At 45.4% G+C, this 26,348-nt stretch carries 19 protein-coding genes, 1 rRNA gene and 2 pseudogenes; 5 read left to right on the top strand and 17 right to left on the bottom strand.

What is annotated here, in order from left to right; genetic code table 11:
- Nucleotides 1–30 precede the first annotated feature (30 nt).
- Nucleotides 31–1,263, bottom strand: coding sequence for a methionine gamma-lyase family protein (locus JGK22_RS18350; protein ID WP_293184948.1), 1,233 nt, complete (start codon nucleotides 1,261–1,263; stop codon nucleotides 31–33).
- A gap of 80 nt (nucleotides 1,264–1,343) precedes the next feature.
- Here JGK22_RS18350 and JGK22_RS18345 point away from each other — a divergent pair, with 80 nt between their 5' ends.
- Both JGK22_RS18345 and JGK22_RS18340 read left to right on the top strand, forming a co-directional pair.
- On the top strand, nucleotides 1,344–2,156 hold the full coding sequence (locus JGK22_RS18345) for an acyl-CoA desaturase (protein ID WP_293184949.1): 813 nt from the start codon (nucleotides 1,344–1,346) through the stop codon (nucleotides 2,154–2,156).
- A 363-nt stretch (nucleotides 2,157–2,519) separates the two neighbouring features.
- Nucleotides 2,520–3,347 carry a fatty acid desaturase gene (locus JGK22_RS18340; protein ID WP_293184950.1) on the top strand — a complete coding sequence of 276 codons (828 nt, stop codon included), beginning with the start codon at nucleotides 2,520–2,522 and terminating at the stop codon, nucleotides 3,345–3,347.
- Between the two features lie 414 nt (nucleotides 3,348–3,761).
- Here JGK22_RS18340 and JGK22_RS18335 read toward each other — a convergent pair whose 3' ends face one another.
- From JGK22_RS18335 to JGK22_RS18275, 13 genes and pseudogenes are all read right to left on the bottom strand, one after another.
- Nucleotides 3,762–4,607, bottom strand: a complete 846-nt coding sequence (locus JGK22_RS18335; protein ID WP_293212284.1) for an ABC transporter permease — start codon at nucleotides 4,605–4,607, stop codon at nucleotides 3,762–3,764.
- Between the two features lie 212 nt (nucleotides 4,608–4,819).
- Nucleotides 4,820–5,731: an ABC transporter permease gene (locus JGK22_RS18330; protein WP_293184952.1), complete on the bottom strand. Its 912-nt coding sequence runs from the start codon at nucleotides 5,729–5,731 to the stop codon at nucleotides 4,820–4,822.
- Nucleotides 5,732–5,936: 205 nt separating this feature from the next.
- Nucleotides 5,937–6,988, bottom strand: a pseudogene (locus JGK22_RS18325) (spermidine/putrescine ABC transporter substrate-binding protein).
- Between the two features lie 94 nt (nucleotides 6,989–7,082).
- The gene (locus JGK22_RS18320) at nucleotides 7,083–8,153 is read right to left on the bottom strand and encodes a spermidine/putrescine ABC transporter substrate-binding protein (RefSeq protein ID WP_293313361.1); all 1,071 of its coding nucleotides are present in this window, start codon (nucleotides 8,151–8,153) and stop codon (nucleotides 7,083–7,085) included.
- Nucleotides 8,154–8,290: 137 nt separating this feature from the next.
- Complete coding sequence (locus tag JGK22_RS18315; RefSeq protein WP_293184956.1) at nucleotides 8,291–9,349, bottom strand: transposase; 1,059 nt, start codon at nucleotides 9,347–9,349, stop codon at nucleotides 8,291–8,293.
- Nucleotides 9,350–9,359: 10 nt separating this feature from the next.
- Complete coding sequence (locus JGK22_RS18310; RefSeq protein WP_293184957.1) at nucleotides 9,360–9,935, bottom strand: IS607 family transposase; 576 nt, start codon at nucleotides 9,933–9,935, stop codon at nucleotides 9,360–9,362.
- A 119-nt stretch (nucleotides 9,936–10,054) separates the two neighbouring features.
- Nucleotides 10,055–11,185: an ABC transporter ATP-binding protein gene (locus JGK22_RS18305; RefSeq protein WP_293184958.1), complete on the bottom strand. Its 1,131-nt coding sequence runs from the start codon at nucleotides 11,183–11,185 to the stop codon at nucleotides 10,055–10,057.
- A 185-nt stretch (nucleotides 11,186–11,370) separates the two neighbouring features.
- Complete coding sequence (locus tag JGK22_RS18300; RefSeq protein WP_293184959.1) at nucleotides 11,371–12,054, bottom strand: DUF4340 domain-containing protein; 684 nt, start codon at nucleotides 12,052–12,054, stop codon at nucleotides 11,371–11,373.
- 408 nt (nucleotides 12,055–12,462) lie between these two features.
- Entirely contained in the window at nucleotides 12,463–14,673 is a 2,211-nt protein-coding gene (locus JGK22_RS18295; protein ID WP_293313359.1) for a Gldg family protein, read from the bottom strand.
- 48 nt (nucleotides 14,674–14,721) lie between these two features.
- Nucleotides 14,722–15,627: an Rpn family recombination-promoting nuclease/putative transposase gene (locus JGK22_RS18290; RefSeq protein ID WP_293184962.1), complete on the bottom strand. Its 906-nt coding sequence runs from the start codon at nucleotides 15,625–15,627 to the stop codon at nucleotides 14,722–14,724.
- A gap of 219 nt (nucleotides 15,628–15,846) precedes the next feature.
- Nucleotides 15,847–16,647 (bottom strand): ABC transporter permease, encoded by an 801-nt coding sequence (locus JGK22_RS18285; RefSeq protein ID WP_293184963.1) that lies wholly within the window; start codon nucleotides 16,645–16,647, stop codon nucleotides 15,847–15,849.
- Nucleotides 16,648–16,826: 179 nt separating this feature from the next.
- A complete protein-coding gene (locus tag JGK22_RS18280) occupies nucleotides 16,827–17,705 on the bottom strand; it encodes a hypothetical protein (RefSeq protein ID WP_293277514.1) in 879 nt (292 codons plus the stop codon).
- 679 nt (nucleotides 17,706–18,384) lie between these two features.
- Nucleotides 18,385–19,335 (bottom strand): annotated as a pseudogene (locus JGK22_RS18275) (ABC transporter ATP-binding protein); the annotation flags it as partial.
- A gap of 617 nt (nucleotides 19,336–19,952) precedes the next feature.
- Here JGK22_RS18275 and JGK22_RS18270 point away from each other — a divergent pair.
- Nucleotides 19,953–20,168 carry a hypothetical protein gene (locus JGK22_RS18270; RefSeq protein ID WP_293184968.1) on the top strand — a complete coding sequence of 72 codons (216 nt, stop codon included), beginning with the start codon at nucleotides 19,953–19,955 and terminating at the stop codon, nucleotides 20,166–20,168.
- A 280-nt stretch (nucleotides 20,169–20,448) separates the two neighbouring features.
- Here JGK22_RS18270 and JGK22_RS18265 read toward each other — a convergent pair whose 3' ends face one another.
- A complete protein-coding gene (locus JGK22_RS18265) occupies nucleotides 20,449–22,455 on the bottom strand; it encodes a serine/threonine-protein kinase (protein WP_293184970.1) in 2,007 nt (668 codons plus the stop codon).
- A 165-nt stretch (nucleotides 22,456–22,620) separates the two neighbouring features.
- On the bottom strand, nucleotides 22,621–23,940 hold the full coding sequence (locus tag JGK22_RS18260) for an NB-ARC domain-containing protein (RefSeq protein WP_293184972.1): 1,320 nt from the start codon (nucleotides 23,938–23,940) through the stop codon (nucleotides 22,621–22,623).
- 189 nt (nucleotides 23,941–24,129) lie between these two features.
- On the opposite strand from JGK22_RS18260, the gene JGK22_RS18255 reads away from it, so the two are divergent.
- Nucleotides 24,130–25,233, top strand: coding sequence for a peptidoglycan DD-metalloendopeptidase family protein (locus JGK22_RS18255; protein WP_293184973.1), 1,104 nt, complete (start codon nucleotides 24,130–24,132; stop codon nucleotides 25,231–25,233).
- A gap of 166 nt (nucleotides 25,234–25,399) precedes the next feature.
- Nucleotides 25,400–26,122: a hypothetical protein gene (locus tag JGK22_RS18250; protein ID WP_293191745.1), complete on the top strand. Its 723-nt coding sequence runs from the start codon at nucleotides 25,400–25,402 to the stop codon at nucleotides 26,120–26,122.
- Between the two features lie 126 nt (nucleotides 26,123–26,248).
- Here the strand turns inward: JGK22_RS18250 and rrf are convergent.
- Nucleotides 26,249–26,348: ribosomal RNA gene (gene rrf, locus JGK22_RS18245) — 5S ribosomal RNA — on the bottom strand; the annotation flags it as partial.

The raw sequence follows: 26,348 nt of genomic DNA, 5'->3' as shown, positions 1-26,348 counted from the left end.
CCCGTCCTAATTATTTTTGTAAGATATTCGCTACTTGGCCGGGCCCACGGCCTCGATCGCAGCCTCAAGGGCGATCGACACATGAGTCCAATGAGTACCCCCTTGACAAAAAGCCACATATGGTTCTCGCAGAGGCCCGTCTGCGGAAAATTCCGAGGTACTGCCATCAATAAAAGTACCACCAGCCATCACCAACTGACTCTCGTATCCCGGCATCGGCGCCGGCACGGGATCTAAATACGAACCCACCGGGGAATTTTGCTGCACCGCCCGACAGAAAGCAATTAACTTATCAGCAGAACCGAATTCGATCGCCTGAATTACATCCCTGCGCCTCGCCAAAGGAATCGGATTCACCCGATAACCCAACTTATAAAAAACATAAGCCGTCAAATGATTACCCTTCATCGCCTCGCCCACAAACCCCGGGGCCATGAACAAACCCTGAAACAGCAAGCGGTTCAAATCAAAAGTCGCGCCCCCGCTGCTGCCGATTCCCGGCGCTGTCAAGCGACAAGTTGCCGCCTCCACCAGATCGGCCCTCCCGGCCACGTAACCGCCCGCAGGGACGATCGTACCCCCCGGATTTTTGATTAAAGAACCCGCCATCAGATCTGCACCCACAGCAGTAGGTTCGCAATCATCAACAAACTCGCCGTAACAATTATCAACAAAGCAAATTGTGTTACGATTCTGATGTTTGACTAGATCGACGATTTTTTTAATCTCAGAAATAGACAGACTCGATCGCCAAGAATAACCGCAAGAGCGCTGGATCAAAACCAGGCGAGTTTTTGTTGAAATAGCAGAGCTCAGTGCCCGCCAATCCACAGTTCCTTCGCGAGTTAGAGGCAACTCACGGTAGCTAATGCCGAACTCAATAAGTGAACCTTGACCTTGCCCCCGCAAGCCGATCACTTCTTCTAAAGTATCGTAGGGAGAACCAGCAACTGCCAACATTTCGTCACCAGGACGTAGGATGCCAAACAGAGCACAGGCGATCGCGTGAGTACCCGAAACAAACTGTACCCGCACCGCTGCCGCCTCGGCCCCTACCACTTCGGCAAACACCCCGTCCAAAGTCTCCCGCCCTAAATCATCGTGGCCGTAACCCGTAACACCTGCAAAATGGTGGACTCCAACCCGGTGGCTGCGAAAAGCTTTTAAGACTCGTTGAAGATTTTGCTTGACTGTCGCGTCAATACCAGAAAAAATCTGAAAGAGTGCCTGTTCTGCTTCCTGTAGCCGTGAAACGCTATTCATCTATACCTCGCTCACCATTTGCGTGCGCGCTGCTGATTATCGCGTAAATGCGGCCCCTAGTTTGTAAACATAATATCTTCATGACGATTGCAACTTCCAAAAAAACTTCTCCTGATTGGCCTGTTGTAGGCTTTATGGCCTTTCTGCACACCGGCGCTCTATTTGCTTTGCTGCCGGGTAATTTTAGCTGGTCTGCTGTCGGCCTAGCAGTATTCCTGCACTGGGTAACAGGTGGTTTAGGAATTACTCTCGGATTTCACCGCCTCGTTACCCACCGTAGTTTTCAAACACCGAAATGGCTAGAGTATTTTCTAGTTATTTGCGGTACTCTGTCCTGTGAAGGCGGCCCGATCGACTGGGTAGGAATGCACCGGTTACACCACATCCATTCCGACACGGAAGAAGATCCCCACGATTCTAATCAAGGCTTCTGGTGGAGCCACATGGGTTGGATGATCTCAGATTTGCCGATGAGAGTTCAAATCCCCCGCTTTACAAAAGACATTGGCGACGACCCAGTATACAAGTTTCTCCAAGCATATTTTATCCCCATCCAAGTTGTCTTCGGTGTGTTGCTTTATTTATTAGGTGGCTGGTCTTTCGTGGTTTGGGGAGTGTTTATGCGGATTGTGGTGGTGTTCCACTGCACTTGGCTGGTTAACAGCGCTACCCACAAATTCGGCTACCGCACCTATGAGTCGGGCGATGGCTCTACTAACTGCTGGTGGGTTGCTGTCCTCACCTACGGCGAAGGTTGGCACAACAACCACCACGCCTTCCAATACTCTGCTCGTCACGGTCTCCAATGGTGGGAAATCGACATCACTTGGATGACAATTCAACTGCTGGAATCGCTGGGTTTAGCTACCAAAGTGAAGTTAGCAGAAAAATAGGGCGATCGGCAATTTAGTCATTGGTTGTCGGTCATCAGTTCTGGACTAATGGCTCGTGACCAATGCCTAATCCTGTTTTTGCGATCGCTAAAGGTTGGGTTGAACTGAGATTGAATCATCTTGTGCGATCGACCCAACCAAAACCATAATCAGTTATAATAGATTTGGGAAGAAAAATTTTTGTTTGGCAGCCAAAAGTTTTATTTTCAAAATTAAACCGTAAATTTTTCAAGTTTCATCCTAAATCTATAATTCATTCATTTTTGATTCGTTTGGGCAAGTGTGCACCAAAAAAGTTTACTGCTCAATCCAAACTATTATGCGTGAATCCCGGTCAGCATCTCATCACTAATCAAAAAAAGAATGACAATAGCAACGCAAGAAAAACTCCAATACAATTGGAAGCACGTTATTAGTTTAGCAGGACTGCATATCGGCGCTTTGTTCGCACTGCTACCCAGTAACTTCAACTGGACAGCAGTTGGTTTAACAGTATTCATGCACTGGATCACCGGCGGTTTGGGAATAACTCTCGGATGGCATCGTATGCTCACCCACCGCAGTTTTCAGGCACCAAAATTCGTAGAATACTTTCTAGCATTTTGCGGAGCCCTGGCCTGTCAAGGAGGAATAATTGATTGGGTTGGGCTGCACCGTTTGCACCACACCCACTCTGACCAAAATGCGATCGACCCTCACAATGCCCAAAAGGGTTTTTGGTGGAGTCACCTCGGCTGGATGCTATATAAAGGCCCGGCTCACGCTGAAATTCCCCGCTGTACAAAAGACATTGCCAGCGATCCATTTTACCGATTTTTGCAAAACTACTTTCTCCCGATGCAAATCGTCTTTGGCGTGTTGCTTTACTTCGTAGCAGGCTGGTCATTTGTAGTTTGGGTAATCTTTGCCCGCTTAGTTTTGGTATATCACTGCACTTGGTTTGTGAACAGTGCAACTCACAAATTTGGCTACCGCACTTACGAAACCGAAGATAGTTCTACTAACTGTTGGTGGGTTGCAGTTTTGACTTACGGCGAAGGCTGGCACAACAACCACCACGCTTATCAATACTCTGCCCGTCACGGTATGCAGTGGTGGGAATTTGACTTTACTTGGGTAACAATTCAAGTCTTGGAAGCATTAGGTTTGGCTAGTAAGGTGAAATTACCACCTTCCCGAGCGGAAGGTTAGTTATTGTAGGGTGCGTCAGGTGTGAATTTGACTATACGCAGATTAAGAATTTTCCACGCTAAACACCTGACGGTTAGTTAGCACCCCCCTTAGGAATGAGAATTAAATAACTTACAATTTTTATTGTTCTTGTGGGATGGGCGTCCCGCCCATCCCACAAATATGTGTAAATTATTTAATTTTCATTCCTTAGTAACGTCGTTGCTTGCGATCGTCAATCGGCGTGGTGCACTTTGAAAACTTCTAAGGAAACCGATCCTTAACGCGGATTAACGCAAATATTTTGTAAATGCTATAAGGTGCGTCGCTCGCTCGATTGTCGATATTGAGTTAGAAATTTTCTGTGGCGACACACCCTACGACTACGACTGTCAACTGTCAACTGTCAACTGTCAACTGTCAACTGTCAACTGACTAATGAGCCTGTTTTTGGTCGCCCTTGCCGCGCAAATATTCCGCTAAAAACGCCAATCCTCCCGAACCGACTATCAACAGCACGCTCAGAGCATTAATATCAGGCTTCACACCAGTCCGAATCCGGCTAAAAATTTCCATCGGTAGAGTTGTAGTCCCGCTACCGGCGGTGAAACTCGCAATCAAAAAATCGTCCATGCTGAGCACAAAAGATAGCAGACAACCAGAAACAATTCCAGGTATTAATTGAGGTAGCAAAACCTGAATAAAAGCTTCAACAGGCGTTGCACCCAAATCCAAGGCAGCTTCTTCTAAATAAGGGTTTAAATCTGCCAATCTAGTAGAAACAGCTAGAGCGATGTAAGCCAGACAAAACACAACGTGGGCGGCGACAATTGTCCACAAACTTAGAGGAATAGCTAGCGCCGCTAAAAATACCAGAGTAGCAACAGCGCTCGCAATATCTGGAATAATAATCGGCAAGTAGGAAACTCCCTGATATAAATTTTTGCCGGGAAAGCGGTAGCGGGCTAAACCAACGGCCATTAAAGTGCCGAGTACAGCGGAGATGGCAACTGCACAAACAGCAACTGTTAAACTGTTTCTCAGGGCAATTAAAATCCGCGTATCGCTAAATAATTTAACGTACCAATCTAAAGTAAATCCTTCCCAGCCGGCGCTAAAACGGGATTTGTTAAAGCTGTAAAATGTGAGTACCAGAATGGGCAGGTACATATAAAAAAACATCGAAACGGTAAATATTGCCTGCCAAGAAATCTTAAATTTAGGTTTTAAGTACATATCGGGTTGTATTTCCTCCTGTGGATTGTCGGCGGTATTTTCCATATCTCGTTAATCGGGAATTGGTAATTGGTAATTGGTAATCGGGGAATTGGGCATCGGGCATCGGCCAAACAGGGCATCGGCCAAACAGGGCATCGATTTGAAGAGAATTTGTAGCGACTAATTAATGACTAATAACTAATGACTGCTGTCAACTGTCAACTGTCAACTGTCAACTGTCAACTGTCAACTGTCAACTGTCAACTGTCAACTGACTAAACTGCATTACGATCGCCATATTTGAGTAAAAGAGCAATTCCGATACTCACTGCAAAAATTAATACCATACTCAGAGCCGAACCTAGCCCCCAATTTTGAGTCGCCCCCAAAAACTGATTGTAAATTAAACGAGCTGCCGTCATGCTCGAAGCTCCACCAAGCAACTCCGGATCGACAAAATCGCCCAAACAGCTAATAAATACTAGCAAAGAACCCGCTGCAATCCCCGGCATTGTCTGGGGTACTGTCACTTTCCAGAAAGTTTCTAGTGGATTCGCGCCCAAATCCTGAGATGCTTCTAGCAATCTGCGATCGAGCTTTTCCAAGGAAGCGTAGAGAATGGTTACGATATAGGGCAAATAGCTGTAAGCCATGCCGATTAGAACGGCGGAACTTTGATTTAACAATTCTAGAGGAGGGATGCCCAAAAGTCCCAGGAGCGAGTTGAGAACGCCCGTAGGACGCAGAATTGTAATCCAAGCATACGATCGCAACAGCGAAGAAGTCCACAGCGGCAACACAAAGCCCAATAACGTTAAATTCCGCCACTTGGGCGAGACATTGAGCGCGATCCAGTAAGCGACGGGAAATCCCAGCAGTAAACACAGAATAGTCGTTCCGGTGGCAAAAAAGAGCGATCGACCCATCACCTGCAAATTCAGCGGCTCAAACACCCGCAGGTAGTTGCCGATTCCCGAAGGATTTACCAAATCTCCCGGCTTAATATTCGGCACCAAGCTAAGTTGAAAAATCACCAGAGTTGGTATTACTAATAATAAAACCAGGAACAAGCCAGAAGGGCCGAGCAATGCCAGCGGGCCTGTCCACTTTGACCATGGGGGGACGCTTTCAGGCTTGACTGGAGCAGTGGGAGGAATCGGAGGGGGAGCTTTGGTAGAAACAGCCATAAATAATAGTTTGGATTTTTGAGCGGTAGGGGCGGGTTCACCAAAATCTTTAATTTCAAAGCCCGAATTCGTATAAACCCGCCCCCACCCAACGGTAAATCTAAATGTACCAGATCGACTTATTGTCGGAAAAATTGATGCGGGCGATCGACTGTGGGGGCGAGAGTCAGAGATTGTTGGTCAAATTTGCTCCTACAGGTTAGGGTTAACCAGCGGTTAATTTAGTCCAATAGCGATCGTACACTTCCATAAATTTCCCTACTGGAGCCACACCTTCGCAATTTTTCAAAACAGCTTCCGAAGGGAAAAGAAGCTCGTTTTCGCGAACTTCCGGCGTCAGCAAACTAAAAGCATCTTCCGAAGGAGTTGAAAAACTGAGCCGTTCGACTAAAGAAGCAGCGACATCCGCTTGCAACATAAAGTTAATCCACTTATAAGCTGCATCGGGATTGGGAGCACCTTTGGGAATTACTAAAGTGTCAGTCCACAAAGAAGAACCACTTTTTGGTACGACATACTTCAATTTGTCGTTATCTGAAATGACTTCATTGGCATCAGAAGAATAGCACATGGCTAGCTTCAAATCCCCTGTCAGCATTTGCGGCCGCCAAGCGTCTGTCGTAAAAGATGCGATCGCAGGTTTGAGCTCCACCAGCTTTGCGTAAGCTTGTTTAACTTGATCTTGGTTCGTAGAATTCAGAGAATAGCCCAGCATTCGCAACGCAGCGCCCATGACTTCTCGAACATCGCTCGCTAGCGTCATTCGCCTTGCTAACTCTTTTTTGTGTTCCCACAAATAGCTCCAATCTTCAGGAGCTTCTTTGAGTTGTTCGCTGTTGTAAATCAAGCCTGTGGTTCCCCAGCTCAAAGGAACGCTGTAGCGGTTTCCTGGGTCGTATACAGGGTTTTGGAACTGTTTTTTTAGTCGATCGAGTCCGCCCAAAATTGAGTGGTCTAATGGAGTCAACAGCCCCAGTTCCGTCATCTGAACCACCATGTAGTCAGACGGGTAAATGATGCTGTAGGCGCGGCCGCCACCGGCTTGAACTCTAGCCAGCATCTCTTCGTTGGAGCTAAACACGTCGGCGACTACGCGAATGCCGGTTTTTTCAGCAAAGCGGATTGTACGTCTGCAAGCCGCCAGCCGCAACTGGAAAGGGCTAACCCGGAAATTGTCGCCGCCGAATTTTTTAGGAACTGACGGCGTGTAGAATTAGCCGGGAAAATCCTGGAAATTGGTAGATTTGTCGGAGGCACAGTTCTAATTGGGATTTTAGATTTGGGATTTAGGAATTAGCTGATTTTAGATGTTCGAGCAAACGCAGATAAACGCAGATTAATACTGATGCTATTAGATACTGGTTAGTTTTGTCCAGTAACGATCGTAAACATCTGCAAATTTTCCTAGGGGTGCCACGCCTTCGCAGTTTTCTAAAGTAGCCTCAGCAGGAAAAAGAATTTTGTTTTTGCGAACTTTTGGAGTCAGCAAATAAAAAGCATCTTCTAAAGGAGTTGCAAAACCTAATCGTTGGACTAGGGAAGCCGCAACATCAGCTTGCAGTATGAAATTAATCCATTTGTAAGCTGCGTCTGGATTGGGTGCTCCATTAGGAATTACTAAGGTGTCAGTCCACAGGGCAGATCCGCTTTTCGGCACAATATACCGAAATTTAGGGTTGTTTGCAATTACTTCATTGGCATCAGAAGAGTAGCACATTGCTACTTTCAACTCTCCTGTCAGCATTTGCGATCGCCAAGCATCTGTGGTAAAAGAAGCGATCGCCGATTTGAGTTCTTCTAATTTTTCATAGGCTTTTTTAACTTGTTGTTGGCTTGTAGAATTGAGAGAATAACCCAGCATCCGCAGCGTCGCGCCCATTACTTCTCTAACGTCGTTTAGCAGAGTCATTCGCCTTGCCAATTCCTGTTTGCGTTTCCACAAATAACTCCAATCTTCGGGAGGTTCTTTGAACTGTTCGCTGTTGTAAATCAATCCAGTTGTCCCCCAACTAAAAGGCACGCTGTAGCGGTTTCCGGGGTCGTAAACGGGGTTTTGGAACCGCTTTTTGAGCCGATCTAGTCCGCCAACGATCGATCGGTCTAATTGAGTTAGCATCCCGAGTTTTTTCATCTGCATCACCATGTAGTCTGACGGGTAAATGATGCTGTAGACCTGGGGAACACCGACTTTAAGTCTCGCCAGCATTGTTTCCGTGGAGTCTAACACGTCGGCGACTACGCGAATGCCGGTTTTTTCAGCAAAGCGATCGAGCAAAGCTTTATCGGATTGTACGTCTGCAAGCCGCCAGCCGCAACTGGAAAGGGCTAACCCGGAAATTGTCGCCGCCGAATTTTTTAGGAACTGACGGCGTGTAGAATTAGCCCTGCAAAACCTGGAAATTGGTAGATTAGTCGGAGGCACAGTTTGATTTTAGATTTTAGATTTTAGATTTTAGATTGGGGAATTGAGGATTGGGAATTGGGAATTGGGAATTGGGAATTGGTAATTGGGAATTCTTCCGATACTTTTTTGCTAACGTTTACTAACAAACACATAAGTTAAATCGCTAAACAGCTTTTCAACCAAGGCGTATCAACCAATGCCCGAAGGAAGATCCCACGAGCACCATTTAGATCTCGGTTCATCTGATTTCCATCAGAATCTTTGATCATTCTGCTACCACCAATCTTTTTGACTTCTCCAGTCCATGAAACAGTCTTTGAAGTGTAAGCTTCGTTGATAGAAGTTAAAGCAACTTTGCCTTGCTCCCAAGCTTTCCACTCTAGATGTTTTTTAAACTGGTAATGACTCAGAGTCAGCATTTGACGAACAGTTTTAGAGCGAATCTTGCGACGTGACTTGCTCACCATCTGAGACGACTCAAAGGATGGAATTAATATCACGTCAAAATTATCAACTAAAAACTTAGCAGTCTTGTGATGCAACTCTTTGACAAGATGTTGAATCTTAGACTTTAATCTGTCCGCTGCTTTCTTGAATCTTTTGCGTTGCGGGCTATTCGTTTTACTCATCCTTGAGATCAACTTGTCTAACCTGAAACACAACTTTTGGATCAAAAGATTAGAATCATTCCCAACCCATCCATAAGATGACTCAGAAAAGAAAGTCATGAACGTTCTAACACCGGGGTCTAAGGCAACCACGCGACCTTGGTTATCGGTCTGACGTGGTTGCACTTCTTCAGATACAACAATGTAATACTCGCCATAGGCAAGGGTCAATCGTCCATCACTGAAGCCTTTGGGTAATGCCTCTTTCAGCTTTGACTGACCCAATTTTGTCGGATAAATTCCTTTCGTCCCAATAGCAGACTTCGGAATATAAACAGACTGTTTTGTATCTTTTCGACTGCGAAACTTGCAGCTACAAATCTTGCCAGTTTTCTTGAAATCTACTTTGGCTTTTTTGACGGCACCACAAGCATCTTTAATGGCAATAGATTTAATTTGAAACGGTACAGGTTTTGCCCAATCAGGCAGCCCATTGAGTATTTCCGTTTTAATTGACATCCAATTGGCTTTAGTGCCTGGTTGCTGCAAGTATTTGATAGTTGCGTTGTAGACAAAACGACTAACTCCAAACCATTGTTTGAGCATTGCCTTTTGTTCAGGGCTTAGGAATAGTCGGATCTTCTTTGATTTTCTGGCTGTAGCTTCTAAGACCGTGCATTCGGCAACTAAACACGTGAAGGATGGCAAGAAGATCGGCTGTAAGTTCGGATTCGCTCGCGTGAACAGGATTTGAGAGAACCACGATTTCTCCACCGTTTTGTTTTGCCATGAACTCGAATAGTTCAAATCCGAATCTACACAATCTGTCTCTACAGGCAACAACAATCGTGAGCTGATCTGGGCGCATAAATCTGACCAGTAAGGCTTGCAGTCCTTTTCTTTTGAAATTGAGTCCAGAGCCGATGTCTTGGATGATTTCCGAGTCGGGGTATCGCTGTCGCATGAATTCGACTTGTCTAGCAAGATCGTCTTTTTGTTTGGTACTACTGACTCGGCAGTAGCAGATGATTGAGCAGATGCTTCCATCTTTTTGGTATGAGTCAACGTCGTAAAGGCGTTGCCCTGCTCCATTTTTGATTGATTTAATCTGCCCTTCATCTGCGTACTTCCTTAACGTGTTTGGATGCAGACCTAGAAATTCGACAGCCTTTCTAAGTGGTATGTATGCCATTCACCAAATATCACCCATCTAGTAGTGTATGTGAATGATTGTTAGAAAAATTGATACTGTGCGTCAACCCCTCTCCCCTCTCCCTTTCTCCCTTTCTCCCTTTCTCCCCCTCTCCATCGTTAGGATCGATCGCCCAAAGCGAGACAATCAGTAGTTCCCCAGTAAGCATAAATCGGCGTCTGCGGGTCTGGGAAAGAACCGCCCGTATTGGGTTGGCGCACCGTAATTTTATCGCCCGACGCCAATTCAACCACGTAATGAACGTGAGTGCCCATGTACATGATATTTTTGAGCCGCCCTTCAAAACAGTTAACCGACAATTCCGGCTGGTAGAGATTCAAATATACTTTTTCAGGCCGGACGCTAACCACCACAGAGTCACCGATGACACCATTCCACATATCCGACTGCTGAACGACTATTTTCAGATTGGCTGATGTGCGAACTGTAATAGTCGATCGGTCGATCGCCTCCACCGTACCAGAAAACAAATTCGTATCCCCAATAAAATCCGCCACAAAAGCCGTCTGCGGGCACTCATAAATTTCTTCAGGCGAACCAATTTGCTCAATCCTGCCCTCGTGCATCACCGCAATCCGGTTAGAAAGACTCATCGCCTCTTCTTGGTCGTGAGTCACCATCACAAAAGTCAAACCCAACTCTTGATGCAAATTCGACAATTCCAACTGCATCTGCTTCCGCAACTTCAAATCCAGAGCTCCCAGCGGTTCGTCCAGCAGCAGAACCGCCGGTCGATTTACCAGAGCTCTCGCCAAAGCCACCCGCTGCTGCTGGCCGCCCGACATTTGACCCGGAAACCTGTTGGCGAAAGATTCCATTTTCACCAATTGCAAAGCTTCCCGTACCCGTTCTTCTACTTCCGATTTCCCCAGCTTTTTAATCCGCAATCCAAAAGCGATATTGTCCCAGACATTCATGTGTCCGAACAGGGCGTAGCTTTGAAACACAGTATTTACCGGACGGCGGTAAGCTGGAGTATTGGTCATCGACTGGCCGCGAATCATCAATTCGCCCGCCGAGGGAGTCTCGAACCCAGCGATTAAGCGCAGCGTGGTAGTCTTACCGCAGCCGGAGGGCCCGAGAATGCTAAAAAATTCTCCTTGACGAATGCTGAGGTCAACTCCGCGGACTGCGGTTTCGCCATTAAATACCTTAAAGACCTTGCGGAGTTCAACGTCAAGCGCTGTATCCTTTGCTGTCGTACCTTGGTTGAGTGCTGTCTGAAACATATTCGCCCGTTCCTGGGGTAATGCACGCTATTTTAATACAGTTTAACTTTAGACTTTTCTGTATTTTAGGCGAGGAATGTTGGAATTGAGAGGTTTTAGAATTTGTTCTTTAGATTCTATCTCAGAGTGTTGCTGGGCAAGACCAAATCTGCTGTGTCCCGCACCAAATTCAATCCACCGATCATCTATTGATTTTCAGGATTTGGCGTGGGAGATGGCGTGGGAGAGGGTGTTTGCGGTTTCTCTGGTTTGGGCGCTTCTGCTTTTTTCCATTCAGACAAAGGTCGTTGGACGGCATTTTTAAAGTCAAACGGTACTAGCAGCACGGGCAAAGTTTCTGCCCCATTTTGAGGTGGGGCTTCCGCCGGGTTGGCTTGGGCGTACAAGAAGCGGCCGCTAAAGTCTGTTTTGCCTAAAACTAGGCGGTGAGTTTCCTGGTTGTCCAGCTTGACTGTGACTGTGGCTTGCGGTTGGTCGAGACCGAATTCTGGCAGTTGAGCGGCAGTAATATCTATTGTGCGATCGCTCTTTCCTGTTCCCAGCCTATCTAGCAAAAAATCCACCGATGCCTGACTCGCGTGTGCTTGCACCGGCAATTTCATTTCCCAGCTAGACTTACCTCCTTTACGAGCATAAACTCGTTCAAAAGTCAATATTTTTTCCGGAGTTTTGACTGTAAAGAATTGTACGCGATCGGACTTGAAAGTAAAAATTTTATGTTTTTCGTCCTTAGCCGCCTCCTGTTTTGGGGACACTTGCGTCTCGTACAAAGAAACCAACCCCGCCATGGTCAACGCAACAGCTATCAATATAAATGTATTTTTCTGCAATTTCATAATAATGAGGAATTCGGCATGGTCAGCAGTCATTAGTCATTAGTCAGCAGTCATTAGTCATTAGATTGTAGGGTGCGTCAGGCTTGAATATTTTGACACCGACTAATAATTTTTCCTCTGACGCACCTACGGGAATTAGTATCAGATTGTAGGGTGCGTCAGGCTTGAATATTTTGACACCGACTAATAATTTTTCCTCTGACGCACCTACGGGAATTAGCAATTGGTGGAAAAACAAGCAAGAAGCAAAGTAGTTATTGTAGGGTGCGTCAGGGTTAAATATTTTGATTTCAGACTAATAATTCCCCCCTGACGCACCCTACGGGAATTATGGATTAGGAATTGGAAATTGGGAATGGGTTGAAAAACAAGAAACAGGCAAATAAATCCGTTACATCCGTTAAATCCCGTACATTGCTCGTTGCCGAACTTGCTTCATAATTATCTTCTTTTCCACCAAATAGCGCCACCAACGCCCAGTCCCAGTAAAGGCCAAATCAGCCAAGCTAAAACCAACAATCCTACTTGGACATCATTCATGTTAATGCGGCGGTTGGTAGCTTTTTTCGGGCTGATAGAAAAGCTTTGCTGGTCTGGTTTGCTCAACCAACTCACTGAATTGAGAAACACGTCGCTATTGAGTTGTTGGTCAAACCAACCGTTAGTCACAAATTGAGATGTACCAATTACTACCATGCGCGATGTTTTTGTAGGAGTAGAAGGCACAGAAGGAGTTGTGCTTGGACTGGGAGATGCTGTGGGAGATGTTGTTGGTGTTGGTGTGGAAGATGTTGTTGGTGTTGGCGTGGGCGAACTTTCAGGAGATGCTGTGGGAGATGTTGTGGGTGTTGGTGTTGAGGAACTCTCCGGCGATGCTGTGGAAGATGCTGCCGGTATTGGCGAAATTGTCGGTACTGCTGGAGGGGTAGCTTCCTGGGAGACAATCACCGAGTAGCTGATTGGGGAAGCTGTCGGCGAGGTTGTTGGAGATGGCGAAGTTGTTGGTGATGGAGAAGTTGTTGGTAATGGGGAAGTTTTCGGCGATGGTGTCGGCGATGCTTGGGGTGATGACGAAGTTGTCGGCGAAGTTGTCGGCGATGCTTGGGGTGAAGGCGATGTTGTCGGGGAAGTGGTCGGAGATGGCGAAGTTGTCGGCGAAGTTGTCGGCGATGCTTGGGGTGAAGGCGATGTTGTCGGGGAAGTGGTCGGAGATGGCGATGTTTTCGGCGATGGCGATGTTTTCGGCGATGGCGATGTTGTTGGCGATGGCGAAGTTGTAGGAGATGGTGAAGTTGTCGCCGATGGCGAAGTTGTCGCCGATGGTTGGGGTGAAGGCGTGACTGGTGTTGGTGAGGCTGAGGGGTTTAACGGAGTGCTCTCAGAACCCGATCGCACCAAAGCCACACCTAATAATAACGGGCCTTGTCGATCGGTCTTCGGATCGAACTCCAATTTTTTAGTCGTCAAATCGCTTTCCGCCCAACTTTCCTGACTCGTCCAAATCAGCGGTTTTTCCTCTATCCCTACTACAGGCGAAGTTTCCAAAGCGCGTGCAAACGGATAAAATGAAATACCGCTACCGAAACTTTGAGTAATCGGATGTTCCCCGTAACGCCTGACTGTGGGAACCGTCGCGCCCAGGCCGAATCTTTGACCACTACCCGAAGCATCGATGGCCAAACGGGAGTCTAGTTTTACACCCCATTCTTGCAAAAATTTGTCTAATCCCGTATTAATTGCCGGGTCTACCATTAAGAATAAACTGCCACCGCGATCGAGATAAGCTTTTAGTGCTTTAATTTCTACATCCGAAAAAGGTTTATCCTGTCCAGGAACAATTAAAGCATCTGCATCTTCTGGAACTTCTTTGCGTTCGCTCAAATTCAGCGTTTGAGAGTTATAGTATTTATCTTTCAGAGCTTTTTCAGCTTGCTGAATTCCGCCTTGACCTTCTTTCAGCGGGCGAGCTCCTTTGCCTTGCAAAAAGTAAACTGTAGGAGTACGAGTGCTGAGAATTTCTTCTAAGCCATTTGTAAGTTTTATCTCCGAAAGACCTTGATTCGGGTCACTACCAAAAGCAGTACCACCTTTTTGCAGCACTTGTTTTTTTTCACCGGATTGCAAGTAAATTTCTCCGATGCTGGTAATACTAAACTCCCGGATTTTTCCCGGTTGGGCCTGGGGGTCAACAAACTCGTATTGAAACTTTTCGCCTCCCTCGCGTTTGTAACTTTGCAGCAATTCTTTAATTTGCGGATTTTGGATGGGGTCAAATACCCAAACCTTGACTGTTTGTTGCAGGTTTCGCAGGATTTGTTGAGTCTGGGGGGCGAGGGTAAATTGTTGGCTTTCGGTTAAGTCGATGCGGAGGGGATAGCGAAAGGCTATGAAGTTAATTACTCCCAGAATCACAAAGACAGCGAGGGTAGCAATCAGGGCGTTGGTACTCGCTTGAGTGGAACGTCGCCCCCAAAAGCCTTGTTCGTAAGTCAAGGATAGCAGCCAAAGTGCGATCGTCACTATTCCGGCAATAACTAAACCGACTGTCAGGGGTTCCCACGCTGCGGATACAAGTGCTGCTGTTACCCCCGCTGCGGTGAGGAGAGGGCCCAGCCAAAAAACGTATTTCCAATTTGTTTTGGTAATTTTCATAAGCTAAATATTGTTTGTGTGAGCAAATTCCGGTTCAAGAATGTTATTCTATATTGAATTAGTCTGCTCCAACCAGGCTGTTAAATCTGAGAGACTATTGAAATCCAGGACGGCATCTCCTAATTCTTCTAATTCCTGTAATCCTAATTGACGGATAGAGTTTTCTAGTTCCGGTTGGATTGTGCCTAAGCGTCGCACAAGTTGACGCAATATTAATGAGAGTTGAGCAGTTTTTGTCAGTTGTTCTCTTGCTACTTCTATCGCAATCTGCTGGTCTTGGATCCACTGTTCTTGGTTCTGCAACTCTTTTAATTCTTCTTGACTAAAATTGTCCTTCTTGGCAATTTTAAAAGCTTTCTGAATTTCGGGAACAGCACTCAGTGTTTCGGGGACTGTCTCCAGAATACTGGTATTTTGGAGAAAGTAAATCCATTGGTCGGCTCCTGTTTCTAATTGTGCTAATTCTTTACTGAATTTTGGCAGCTCCACAAATACTAATTCTATTTCAGTATCTGGACAATCAAATTTTTGCTCTTTTTCTTTGAAAACAAACCTAGTCATAAATTCAGGCTGATTTTCAAACATTTCAAAGTCGGCAATTTTCAAGGAAGTTACTGTTTTTAGTCTTTCATAGCGTTCTTCTCCTGTTAATTGCCCGCTGTAGGCTTTGGCAGCATTGTACAACACTCTTTTCTCGAAGGAAGGCACGTTGAGCAGTTGGATTTCAATCAGGGCGATTCTGCCACCGTTAATTGTGGCTTTGACATCTAGGTGTGTGTCTGGGACTCCAAAAGTTTTATTTCCCGGTTGGGAGTCGATTATTTCTAAGTCTTTAATGACAGGCTGTGCTTCATAAAGGATGGCGTTTAAAAAATTAATGAGGATGTATTTGCTGTCGCTGGAACCGAAGATCTTTTTGAACGCAAAGTCGATTTTGGGATTGATAAATCTCATTGTTTGATTTATTTGGTAGAATCATTTACCCTGAAAATATAACCGAATGTTGAAGGAAGAAGGAAGAGAGAAGAAGGAAGAGGGAAGAGGGAAGAAGGAAGAAGGAAGAGGGAAGAAGAAGGAATAAGTCAGTAGGCAGATTAATGCCCGATGCCCGATGCCCCATGCCCCATGCCCCATGCCCCATGCCCCATGCCCCATGCCCCATGCCCGTTGTTTTTAAGAACGCTGATATCGCAAAGCGTCGATCGACTGTGCTGTGAGAAATACTCCTAGAATGATGTAACTGGCAAAGATAATTATACTGCTAGTATCAAAAACTCCCTTGACAAGATTAGTGTAATGTGTTAGGAGTGAAAGCTGTCCTAATGCTGCTCCGAAGGGCCCGCCGATACCGACGGCGGCTGCATCGATTACCCACAGAAATAAGACTAGAGCGAAGGTGAGGATGGCGGATAAAATCGTGCTGTCTGTAAGGGATGAAATAAACATTCCGAGGGACAATATTCCGGCTGCTAGTAAGATTAGGCCGCCGTGTCCTAGCAGCACGACGCCGGGGGGTACGGGTGGGGTTGAGGAACTTAGGGCGATCGCCTCGCAGAAGAGCAGTGGCAGCAACATTGTGGTATAAAATGTTAAAACGCCGAGGAGTTTGCCGGTAGCAACGACCCAGTTGGTTAAGGGCGATGTGGCTAAAAGTTCTAAGGTGCCGCGCTTGCGTTCTTCTGCGTAAAGTCCCATGGAGAGTGCTGGTAATACGAACAGTGAAAGGGAACCCATGATTCGCAGAAAAAGTTGCAGGAATTCATAGGCTATGTCGATCGCAGGTTCGGTAATTCCCATTCTATCTCGCTGGGTGATTTGAGGAATTAGGCCGTCGGGGGCGAGGAGAATGGCGATTAAAAAGTAGCCGGTGATCAGCCAAAAGACTGCTGCGATAGCATAGGCAAATGGTGATGCAAAATAGCTTTGCAGTTCCTTGCGGTAAATGGCGATGATATTACTAATCATTACTAACATTTAGGAATTGGGAATGGTTCAACAGTTGACAGTTGACAGTTGACAGTTGACAGTTTGAAAGCTACTTCTACCTAGAAGGATGAGGATTGGAGTAATGAATAGTCTGATTTTAATTCCTCCGTCACTCGTGTTCCGGCTTTCAACCAATTATTTCTGGTAATTGGGTATTGGTAATTGCTTCATTCTGAGTCGCCTCCGGGTCGTGTTTCGCTGTCGTTGCTCTCTTGTTGCTTTCTTTCTATTTTTCGCTTTCTGTTGACAGGTGGTTGTTCTCCTTGAGAATCGCTACTCGGTTGTGCCCTTTTTTTAACTTGCCGATTTTTGACAACAGGTTCGGCTTTAGGTTCGCTCGACTCCAGGATTTCTGCAACAGGTTCTGCAACAGGTTCGGATTTTGGTTGAGGAAGCTCGATCGACTCTGCAATTTGGGTCACAGGTTCGCGAACAGGTTGGCTCGACTCTAGGATTTCTGCAACAGGTTCGGCTTTAGGTTCGATCGACTCTACGATTTCTGCAACAGGTTCTGCAACAGGTTCGCTCAACTCTACGATTTCTGCAACAGGTTCTGCAACAGGTTCGGATTTTGGTTGAGGAAGCTCCCTCGATTCTACGATTTGGGCCACAGGTTCGGATTTTGGTTCGCTCAACTCTACGATTTCTGCAACAGGTTCTGCAACAGGTTCGATCGACTCTACGATTTCTGCAACAGGTTCCAGTTGAGAAAGCTCGATCGACTCTACGATTTGGGCCACAGGTTCGGATTTTGGTTCGATCGACTCTACGATTTCTGCAACAGGTTCTGCAACAGGTTCGCTCAACTCTACGATTTCTGCAACAGGTTCGGATTTTGGTTGAGAAAGCTCGCTCGACTCTTGTCTTTCGACAATTTGCAGAAATTCTGCAACAGGTTGCATTTCTGGTTCTATATCATTGATTGTCTCTGATGTTTCTGCAAGTGTTTCGGATGCTGAGTGAGAATCATAAAGCGACTCTACTGTTTCCGCTTCTGGTTCTGATGCTGGCTCAGCAAGCTCGATCGACTCTGGGATTTGGGCCACTTCCCGATTGTCTACAATCGGTTCTGGTTGAGAATGTGCGATCGACTCCACTGTTTCTACAACTGGTTCTGATCCTGAATGAGAAGGTGCGATCGACTCTGGGATTTGGGCCACTTCCCGATTGTCTACAATCGGTTCTGGTTGAGAATGTGCGATCGACTCCTTCTACAACTGGTTCTGATACTGATTCAGAATGTGCGATCGACTCTACAGTTTCTACAACTGGTTCTGATCCTGAATCAGAATGTGCGATCGACTCCACTGTTTCTACAACTGGTTCTGATCCTGAATCAGAATGTGCGATCGACTCCACTGTTTCTACAACTGGTTCTGATCCTGAATCAGAATGTGCGATCGACTCTACAGTTTCTACAACTGGTTCTGATACTGATTCAGCATCATAGAGCGACTCTTGCCTATCTGACTCTAGTGTTTCTAAAACTGGTTCGTCCGATACTGGATGAGCATCATAGAGAGATTCTAGTGTTTCTAAAACTGGTTCGTCGGATACTGGATGAGCATCATAGACAGATTCTTGCCTATCTGAAACTAGATTTTCCACAATCGGTGCTGATTCCGATTGATGAGAGTCGGCGATCGAGTCTTGAATTTCTGTCGCTGCTTGTAGATTGCGATCGACCTCGGGTTCGCTGTGAACCAGACTTTCTTCCGGTTTCTTTTGGGCCGCTGTCAGCCGTAAAAACACATCTTCCAAAGTAGCGCGATTGCGGCGCATTTCGCAGAGTCCGAATCCTGAGGCGATAATAGCTGCGGCGATTTCTCGTCCTGGTTCCACCTCCGATTCGCATTCTGCCCGCAGGCGGTAGCGACTGGCTAAAAATTGCTGGCTGGGAATCAATTCGATCGATCGAACTCCCCGCACATTTTCCAAAGAAGGCAACAGCAGACTGTTGAGCAAATCCGCCTCACCTTCGACTTCGACTTCGTAACCTTCCCCGGTGGCCAACTCTCCCATCAAACGTTCGGGAGTACCAGCGGCGACGATTTGACCGCGATTGATGATGGTGACGCGGCTGCAAGTCATGCTGACTTCCGGCAGAATGTGGGTAGAAAGGATAATAGTGTGTTCGCCTGCAAGACTTTTGATTAAGTTGCGGACTTCGATGATTTGTCGCGGGTCGAGGCCGACGGTTGGTTCGTCCAGGATAATGACGGGGGGATCGTGGACGATCGCCTGTGCAATACCAACTCGTTGCCGAAATCCTTTAGAAAGTTTGCGGATTAAAACTTTGCGTTTATCAACCAGGCCGCAGCGTTCGATCGCGGATGTGACACGTCGGGCGCGATCGCCTGCAGGGACTTGCTTGATCCGCGCCACAAAAAATAGAAACCCTTCCACGCTCATTTCTGGATAAAGCGGCGGGTTTTCCGGAAGATAGCCGATCCGCTGTCTGACAGCCATCGAATTTTCGTGAACGTCGAGGCCAGCGATCCGGGCGGTACCGCTGGATGCCGGCAAATATCCCGACAAAATCCGCATGGTTGTGGTTTTGCCGGCGCCGTTGGGCCCCAAAAACCCGAGTATTTCTCCTGCTTCGACCGAAAAAGACACGTCCGCGATCGCTGCGGTCGAACCGTAAGTTTTGCTTAAGTGTTCTACTTCAATCATTTGTCAAAGTCATGTCGATTTTAGGTTTGAGATTTGAGATTTGAGATTGACTCCGCCAACCACAGGTCGGACGCCTGTTCCACAACCACAGGTGGGTTAGAGCCGATTTCTCACATTAGCCTGCCAGAAACCCAATCTATCACAACTGATGATTGTACTTGGAAGCGGGACACTTGTTTTAGGTCGATCGTCTGGCGCCGGCTAGCGTTGAGCTTGCTGTTGCTGGTTGGAAAATTCTCACATAAAAACAGGCAAGATGCTTGTTCCACAAAGAAAAAAGTGAATTTTGTTGTGGTCATTCTCCCCGCTTTGGATCGTATGGCGGGCGATCGCGTTACAAGAGAACCGAAAAATCTGTCAAAGTACCGTCTTATGAATGATCGAAGCCAAGCATAATTTCACTTTAAAAAACCCATGCTACGAACAGTTAGTAAGCGATGCCTTCTTCTGCCCCGTCTTCTTCCACAGACTTCTTTCCAACCCCCAGCCTGCTAAACCCGACTTTTTCCAACTCAAGGGGGCTACAAAAGTGCCGACTTTTCTATACTGAAAAATTTGGGCTTCCCTGACATCATATGAATAGGTTAAGTTAATCAAGTGAAAAAGGGAGTTAATCAATGCGTTTTGGATTTTTGAGTTTTGGTTTGCTGGTTCTCTCAGGAGCGATAATTGCCGTAGATGTCGCACCTTCTTTAGCAGCAGCAAGCGCCCAAACAAACAGAGAGTTGTCACAGTCGCAGGCACAAGAGCGATCGCAGCAGCTAATTGCCTGTGGTTGCACTAGCAGAGGTTGTAGTAGCTGTAGCCGTCCTACTCGCGGTGGTCGTAGATAGGATAATTAGCAGCTATCGAGTGACTGCTGTTTTTAGATAGTTGAGGATTGGGCATAAAAGAATAGTCTTTTTTCAGTCCAATCCTCTGTTTGTAGAACTTAATTGGTAGATCGATTCACCAACAAACTTGCTTGCTGCTACTAAGGAACGAAAATTTAATAACTTACACATATTTGTGGGATGGGCCAGAAGAACCCGTCTTTTCTGGACGGGCTCTTCTGGCCCATCCCACAAGAACAATAAAAATTGTAAGTTATTTAATTCTCATTCCTAAGCTTTATTAACGGGGAATACTCCAAATCCTAACAGAACTATCTGGACTGCCACTGGCAAGAGTCTGCCCATCGGGGCTAAAAGCAACAGAATAAACCGAATTTGAATGTCCGGTGAGAGTTTGCAATAATTCGCCAGTATGCAGGTTCCAAAGTCTAATGGAGCTATCATAACTGCCGCTTGCCAGAGTTTTCCCATCCGGGCTGATAGCCAGACACCAAACCCAACTTAGATGTCCAGTAAGAGTGCGCTGCAATTCCCCTGTTTTCGGATTCCACAGTTTAATACTATTTTCAGCAATACGGCTAACTTCGTTCCAGCCACTACTGCTAACAAGGGTTTGACCGTCAGGACTAAAAGCGACAGACAAAACTTGCGCTGAATGTCCTTTAAGAGTGCGAATTAATTTCCTACTATTCAGACTCCACAACTTAATAGTCAGATCGTCACTGCCGCTAGCAAGGGTTTTGCCATCAGGATTAAAAGCGACCGAAGTAACGTTGTTAGTGTGTCCGTAAAAAGTATAAAGCAGCTCTCCTGTGTTAACACGCCACAGTTTGATTGTTTTGTCATGGCTGCTGCTAGCGATGGTCAGACCATCCGGGCTAAAAGCAATCGATCTAACATCGCTAGAATGACCTTTGAGAGCGCCCAAAAGCATCCCAGTATCTAGATTCCACAACTTAATTGTTGTGTCCTTCTCATTTTTCGCATCCTCCTCCAGTAGCGGCCCCGTAGCTAGCAATTTTCCATCCGGACTGATTGCAACCGACCAAAGCTTTGATGAAGCTCTAGATAGTTTTTTAATGACTTTCCCTGTACGCCAATTGTAAAGTTCGATCGGTTCATCGTAACTACCTCTGACAAGGGTCTGTCCGTCAGGGCTAAAAGCAACTGAGGTGACTGCATCAAATACTTCCGAACCTCCTTTCAAGGTGTTGATTAGAGAAAGATTTTTTAAAGGTGCAGGAGGTTGACCTTGTAAAGGAACAAATTTAGGTAAAATTAATACACTGACGCAGGCAAATGCTGTTATTCCAATTCCGACTAATGCTTTCTTAGTTTTAGCAAATGACTTCAGCCACTTTCTTTCAGTATTCAGCGGGCTAATTCCCTGTAACTCAGTCGGAGGAACTGCCGACAACCCTTCTTCACTAGGGCATTCAATCTTAGCTATAGCCTGTAAAATTGCTTCGGGATTTTTCGGTCTATTCTTCGGATAGAAAGCCATCAGCTCATCAATTAAATCTGCCAGCAATCCCGAAATTTGTGGTGCTTGATCTCGCCAAATCACCTCTTGATATAGCTCGTCTTCAAGGTCAGTTGGATTTTTTCCGGTTAAAAGAAAGACAAAAGTGCGTCCCAAGGCATAGAAATCGGATTGAGGCAGCGCTTTGCCTTTTATTTGCTCGAACGGAGCGTAGCCTTTGGTATATATCTTTGTAACTTCCCCCTCATTCTCGTCCGCAATTTTTGAAAGGTAAGTGTTTGTGATTATCCGCACTGCTCCAAAGTCGATTAACACCAGTTGACCGTCAGGTTTTAATATGATATTTGCTGGCTTAATATCTCGGTGAAAATAATGCTGCTGATGCAAGTAAGCTAGAATATTTACCAGTTGCTTTAACCAATTAATTGCTTGTTGTTGGCTGATGGGTTGATAATCTATCTGCTTTAGCCACTGCTGCAAATTATGACCGTAAATTTTATCCATCACTAGACAGTAAAGCGTGTTTCCTCCTTCTTGATAGAGAAAATATCCGTCGGGTTCTACTTTAGGAATTCCTGGATGATCTAGTCGTATTAAGACATGAGCCTCTCGCTCAAACAGGGATACTGCTATTTGTTTTTCCTGCAAGTTTGAACAATTCTCAAAATGCAGAACTTTGAGAATTTTTGGCATCCCTTGATCCTCAACAATATCAAAGATTTTGCCAAATCCTCCGCGAGTATCCAAATCTAACTCTTGCACAATACGATAGCGATTTTGAAGTATCAATCCAGGCTGAAGCATGGCAAATAAAATATGCTTTATTTCAACTCTTCGGACAGTTTTCGATCGCCAACCGTAGAATCAGGGTTTCAGGGCGATCGAGAACGAGGGGAACGCTAACAAAGCACACTATAGGCTTTCGGGAAAATCAAGGATTTCAGAGTACGACCTAAAAATTGTTATTTGTTACATACAATAATGATTAATAACATATTTCCTAATTACAGGCTGTAGCCTAAACAAGTCTTGACCGATTTCGGTTTCGATCAGCGATCGCCAACTTAATGACTCCAAAGCATTCATTAATGTTGAGCTAGATATATCTGACGAAATCTCCGATCGCAATTGATTAAAGTCAACAGATTTGTTAAGTATAGCTAATTGACACATTACTTTTATTTCTAAATCAGTTACACGTTCAAACATCTGGGATAAAACTACCTCTATTTGACCTCCTATAAAAATCGTACCTGTTCTGAGAAAATCAGAAGTTTTACCAGCAAATAAAGTGATAATTGTTGCTGAAATCATCCATAGTGCTAAAGGATTTCCTTCGTACCTTTCAATAAAATCATTCCATTCTTTTTCTTTTACTAACCCTCGTTCGAGAAGAATTTGCTGTGCGGGTTCATTTTTCAAGCCACTCACTTTATGAGAGCGAACAAGGCGAGTTCGATTTTCTAATAATGAAATGTCGATAGATTTTTCTGAAGTTGTCAATACCAAGCAGCTTTTATGGTTCAATTCACCTACTTTTTTGAAAAATCTACCGTAATCCTGATATCCGTCTCGATATCTGCCAGCCAACAAACCTGTTTCCATAATTGTCTCGACTCCATCAATTATTACCAAACATCGGTGCGCGTTTAAACACTCGATCGCTCGCGAGATGGCATCAGAGGGTGTTTCTGGTAAATTTGTTTCCTCTTGGCTACAGATAAATCGGATGATGTCTTTGAGGACGGTATGTATGGGTGGAGTGCGATCGAGACTTCGCCAGATAATAAAATCAAAATCATTTTGAATTTTTTGTGCCAGTTTGACAGACAGAGACGTTTTGCCAATTCCCCCCATGCCCAACAGTGCCACCAGCCGACAGCGGTCTGTTACAATCCACTGCTTCAGTGCGGTCAATTCTTCTGTACGTCCGTAGAAAACAGAGACATCAGGGGCTTCCCCCCAATCTTGTCGAGAACGGGCGATCGCTGATTCTGGCAATTTTTCGGGCAGCGGAAGAGTTGGTGAGGAGCGATCGTCTTCTGCAAGTATATTCTTAAAGCTTTTTTTCCTAACCTCTTTCCCCAGTGCAGATGACAGCAGTTGCCAGAATTCGGAACCTAACTCCTTAGCATAACTCAGGTTGCAGTTACATTCACTGGAAATTTGCTCGTAAGTCTTATCTTCTAATACCTTACGAAATATGTTTTTTTGCAGATCGGTTGGGGATCTCCCCGTCCGAGCATGAAAAGACGCCTCTGCAAGTTCTAACGCAGTGTCAACGTTCATATTTGGGAGTTATGCAAAAATCATACTTCAGTATAACCCATTTTCCGATCGCCCTACTTTTTCCAACTCTTGCCGACCAACTCAGCCAAAAGCGACTTTTATCGACAAAATTGAGCTGTGAAACAACCCACTTTACCAGACTGAAAAATTATTGGTTTTGAAACAACATAGTAAATGTCAAGTCAATCGATGAAAACAGGAGTAACGATTGTGCCTTTACCGACAACCGACCAACAGTGGGATTTACAAAGTGGAGATGGCTGGCAATTTGACGATAATTCCAGTACAGGTGGTAAGCTTACCAATATCAAAGAAGCCTCACCAGAAGTGAAACAACTCTCTAGGGAATTGTCTCAAAAACTGGTTGGATTCTCCGCCCCAATGAGTGCTGGTTATGCCTACGAATACAGCGGTGCTAATGGCAATCCCTACAATGGTAATAATGTCTCCCACGCTGGGATTGATTATGCAGTTGGTGCGAACATAAATGTCTCAGCGGTAGTTCCGGGAAAAATCATTAATGTTGTATCTTATGGTGCAACTGGGCAATTTGTGACTGTAGAAGGTAATGATGGAAAGCGCTGGATATATGGTCACATCCAAACCAGCAAGAGACCTGGAGATTCTGTGAATATTGGAGATCCGATCGTCGGTACAGTCAAAAACCAAGGTCGGAACACTCATCTCCACATAGAGGTTCAAACTGCACCTTTTGATTCCAGTATTATTGGTGGAATTCCCTATCAAACAAAAGGAAGTCGGAATTTTGTTCTAACCAATACAATGAGTCCACTTCAAGCCTACTCGGAGTCGAAAAATGGTGGCGGTGTTCCTGTAAACACAAAAAGGGGCACAGAAGGGGACGATCGCATTAGTGGAGGAGCCGGCAACGATACTTTAATCGGTTTGGGTGGCAATGATAGCCTGTACGGCGAAGCGGGCAATGATTCCCTCATTGGCGGCAATGGAAATGATTACCTTGACGGCTATGCCAGTTATGTCAGTCGCGAATTTGACACTTTAACGGGTGGAGCTGGTGCAGATACTTTTGTACTTGGCAATGCACGACAAGGAGTTTTCTATCAAGGTGACGGTAATGCAATTATTACAGATTATTCAACTCGAGATGACTACATCCAACTCAAAGGAAGCGCTAACGACTATCAGTTAATCCGTCAGGGTTCTGATACCATAATTTCCTTGAAAAACGCAGATAGGATTGGTATTGTTCAGGGGGTAACAGACTTGAGCTTAACTGCCCGAACGGGAAGAGTTGATTTCAAATTTGTCTGATGTTGAGTTTCTTGATTTCTTCTCACCATTAATATCGAAGGTAAAAGAGCGATCGCCCAAGATTTCATACAAGCGATCGCTTGTATGAAATCATCTTAAATCCTTGGCAACTTAGCCCTGATTTTTGACAACCTTAAATAGAGGTTCGTTTACTAGGAGGACTGTGATGGAGCGCATAAGTAAATTGACAGCAGCACTAGAACAATATTCCGATCGCACTCCCCAAGATGAACAACTATGTCAACTCATTTTAACTATTTGCTCGCAACCTCGCGATAGTTTGCAGCGTCGAAAATCAATGGAGCGATTGTTGCTGAAAGTGCAACGCTTGCCAAAATTGTCAAAAAGTTCTCATCCCTATTATTTAGAAGCGGTAAATAAAACTTGGGAATGGTTAGACAATAACCTTCACAATTTTCATCCCCGCAGTTCTCCGATTCGAGACAGTTTCGTGACTTGGATTAACGGTAATCTCCGGTATCGAATTAGAGATTTATACGCTGCAAAACCCAAAAATATGGTTTCCCTAGATGTTAGAGAACGCAGCCAATTTTACCACCCATGTTTGGGCAGTATTGACGCTTATATCGAACCGCTTGAAGCTGAGGAAAACAAAAGTTTAGCACGAAAGATCGCGCAATACATTAATCGAGATCCCGAAGCTAAACTGCGAAAGTGTTATCCTAAAAATCGTCCCGACTGCAACTGTCAAATTATTGCTAAAAAAATGTTTTTGCACCAGTCGCCAGAAAAACTAAGCGAGATCGCGCGACAGTTGAATATCAATACCCAAACCATTCACTCTTTTTGGAGGAGGAAGGGATTCCCAACAGTGCGATCGCTCGCCAGAGAAATTGCTCAAATAAACTCTGATATTATGTCCGGATAATTGGTTTTTGTCTGTGATAGTGACCTTCATTCTCTCTCTTTCCGAATGCGCACGGCCCCTTAACACTACAAAAAAACACAAGCCCCAATCTGGTATTCAGAAAGGATCTGGAGTTATGTAAAATAAACCAGGCATCGAGCTATTTTCTCAGGCAGTGACCCGCCAAATATCTTCGCCACCGCAGCGTTTAACAACCGAGTTCGGGATGGAATCGGAGTGGTGCCAC

Source organism: Microcoleus sp. PH2017_08_TRC_O_A, assembly GCF_020738665.1.
In the GTDB taxonomy this organism is placed as follows: domain Bacteria; phylum Cyanobacteriota; class Cyanobacteriia; order Cyanobacteriales; family Microcoleaceae; genus Microcoleus.
Note: the sequence above shows the minus strand (reverse complement) of the source record. Positions and strands in the feature narration are given on the sequence as shown.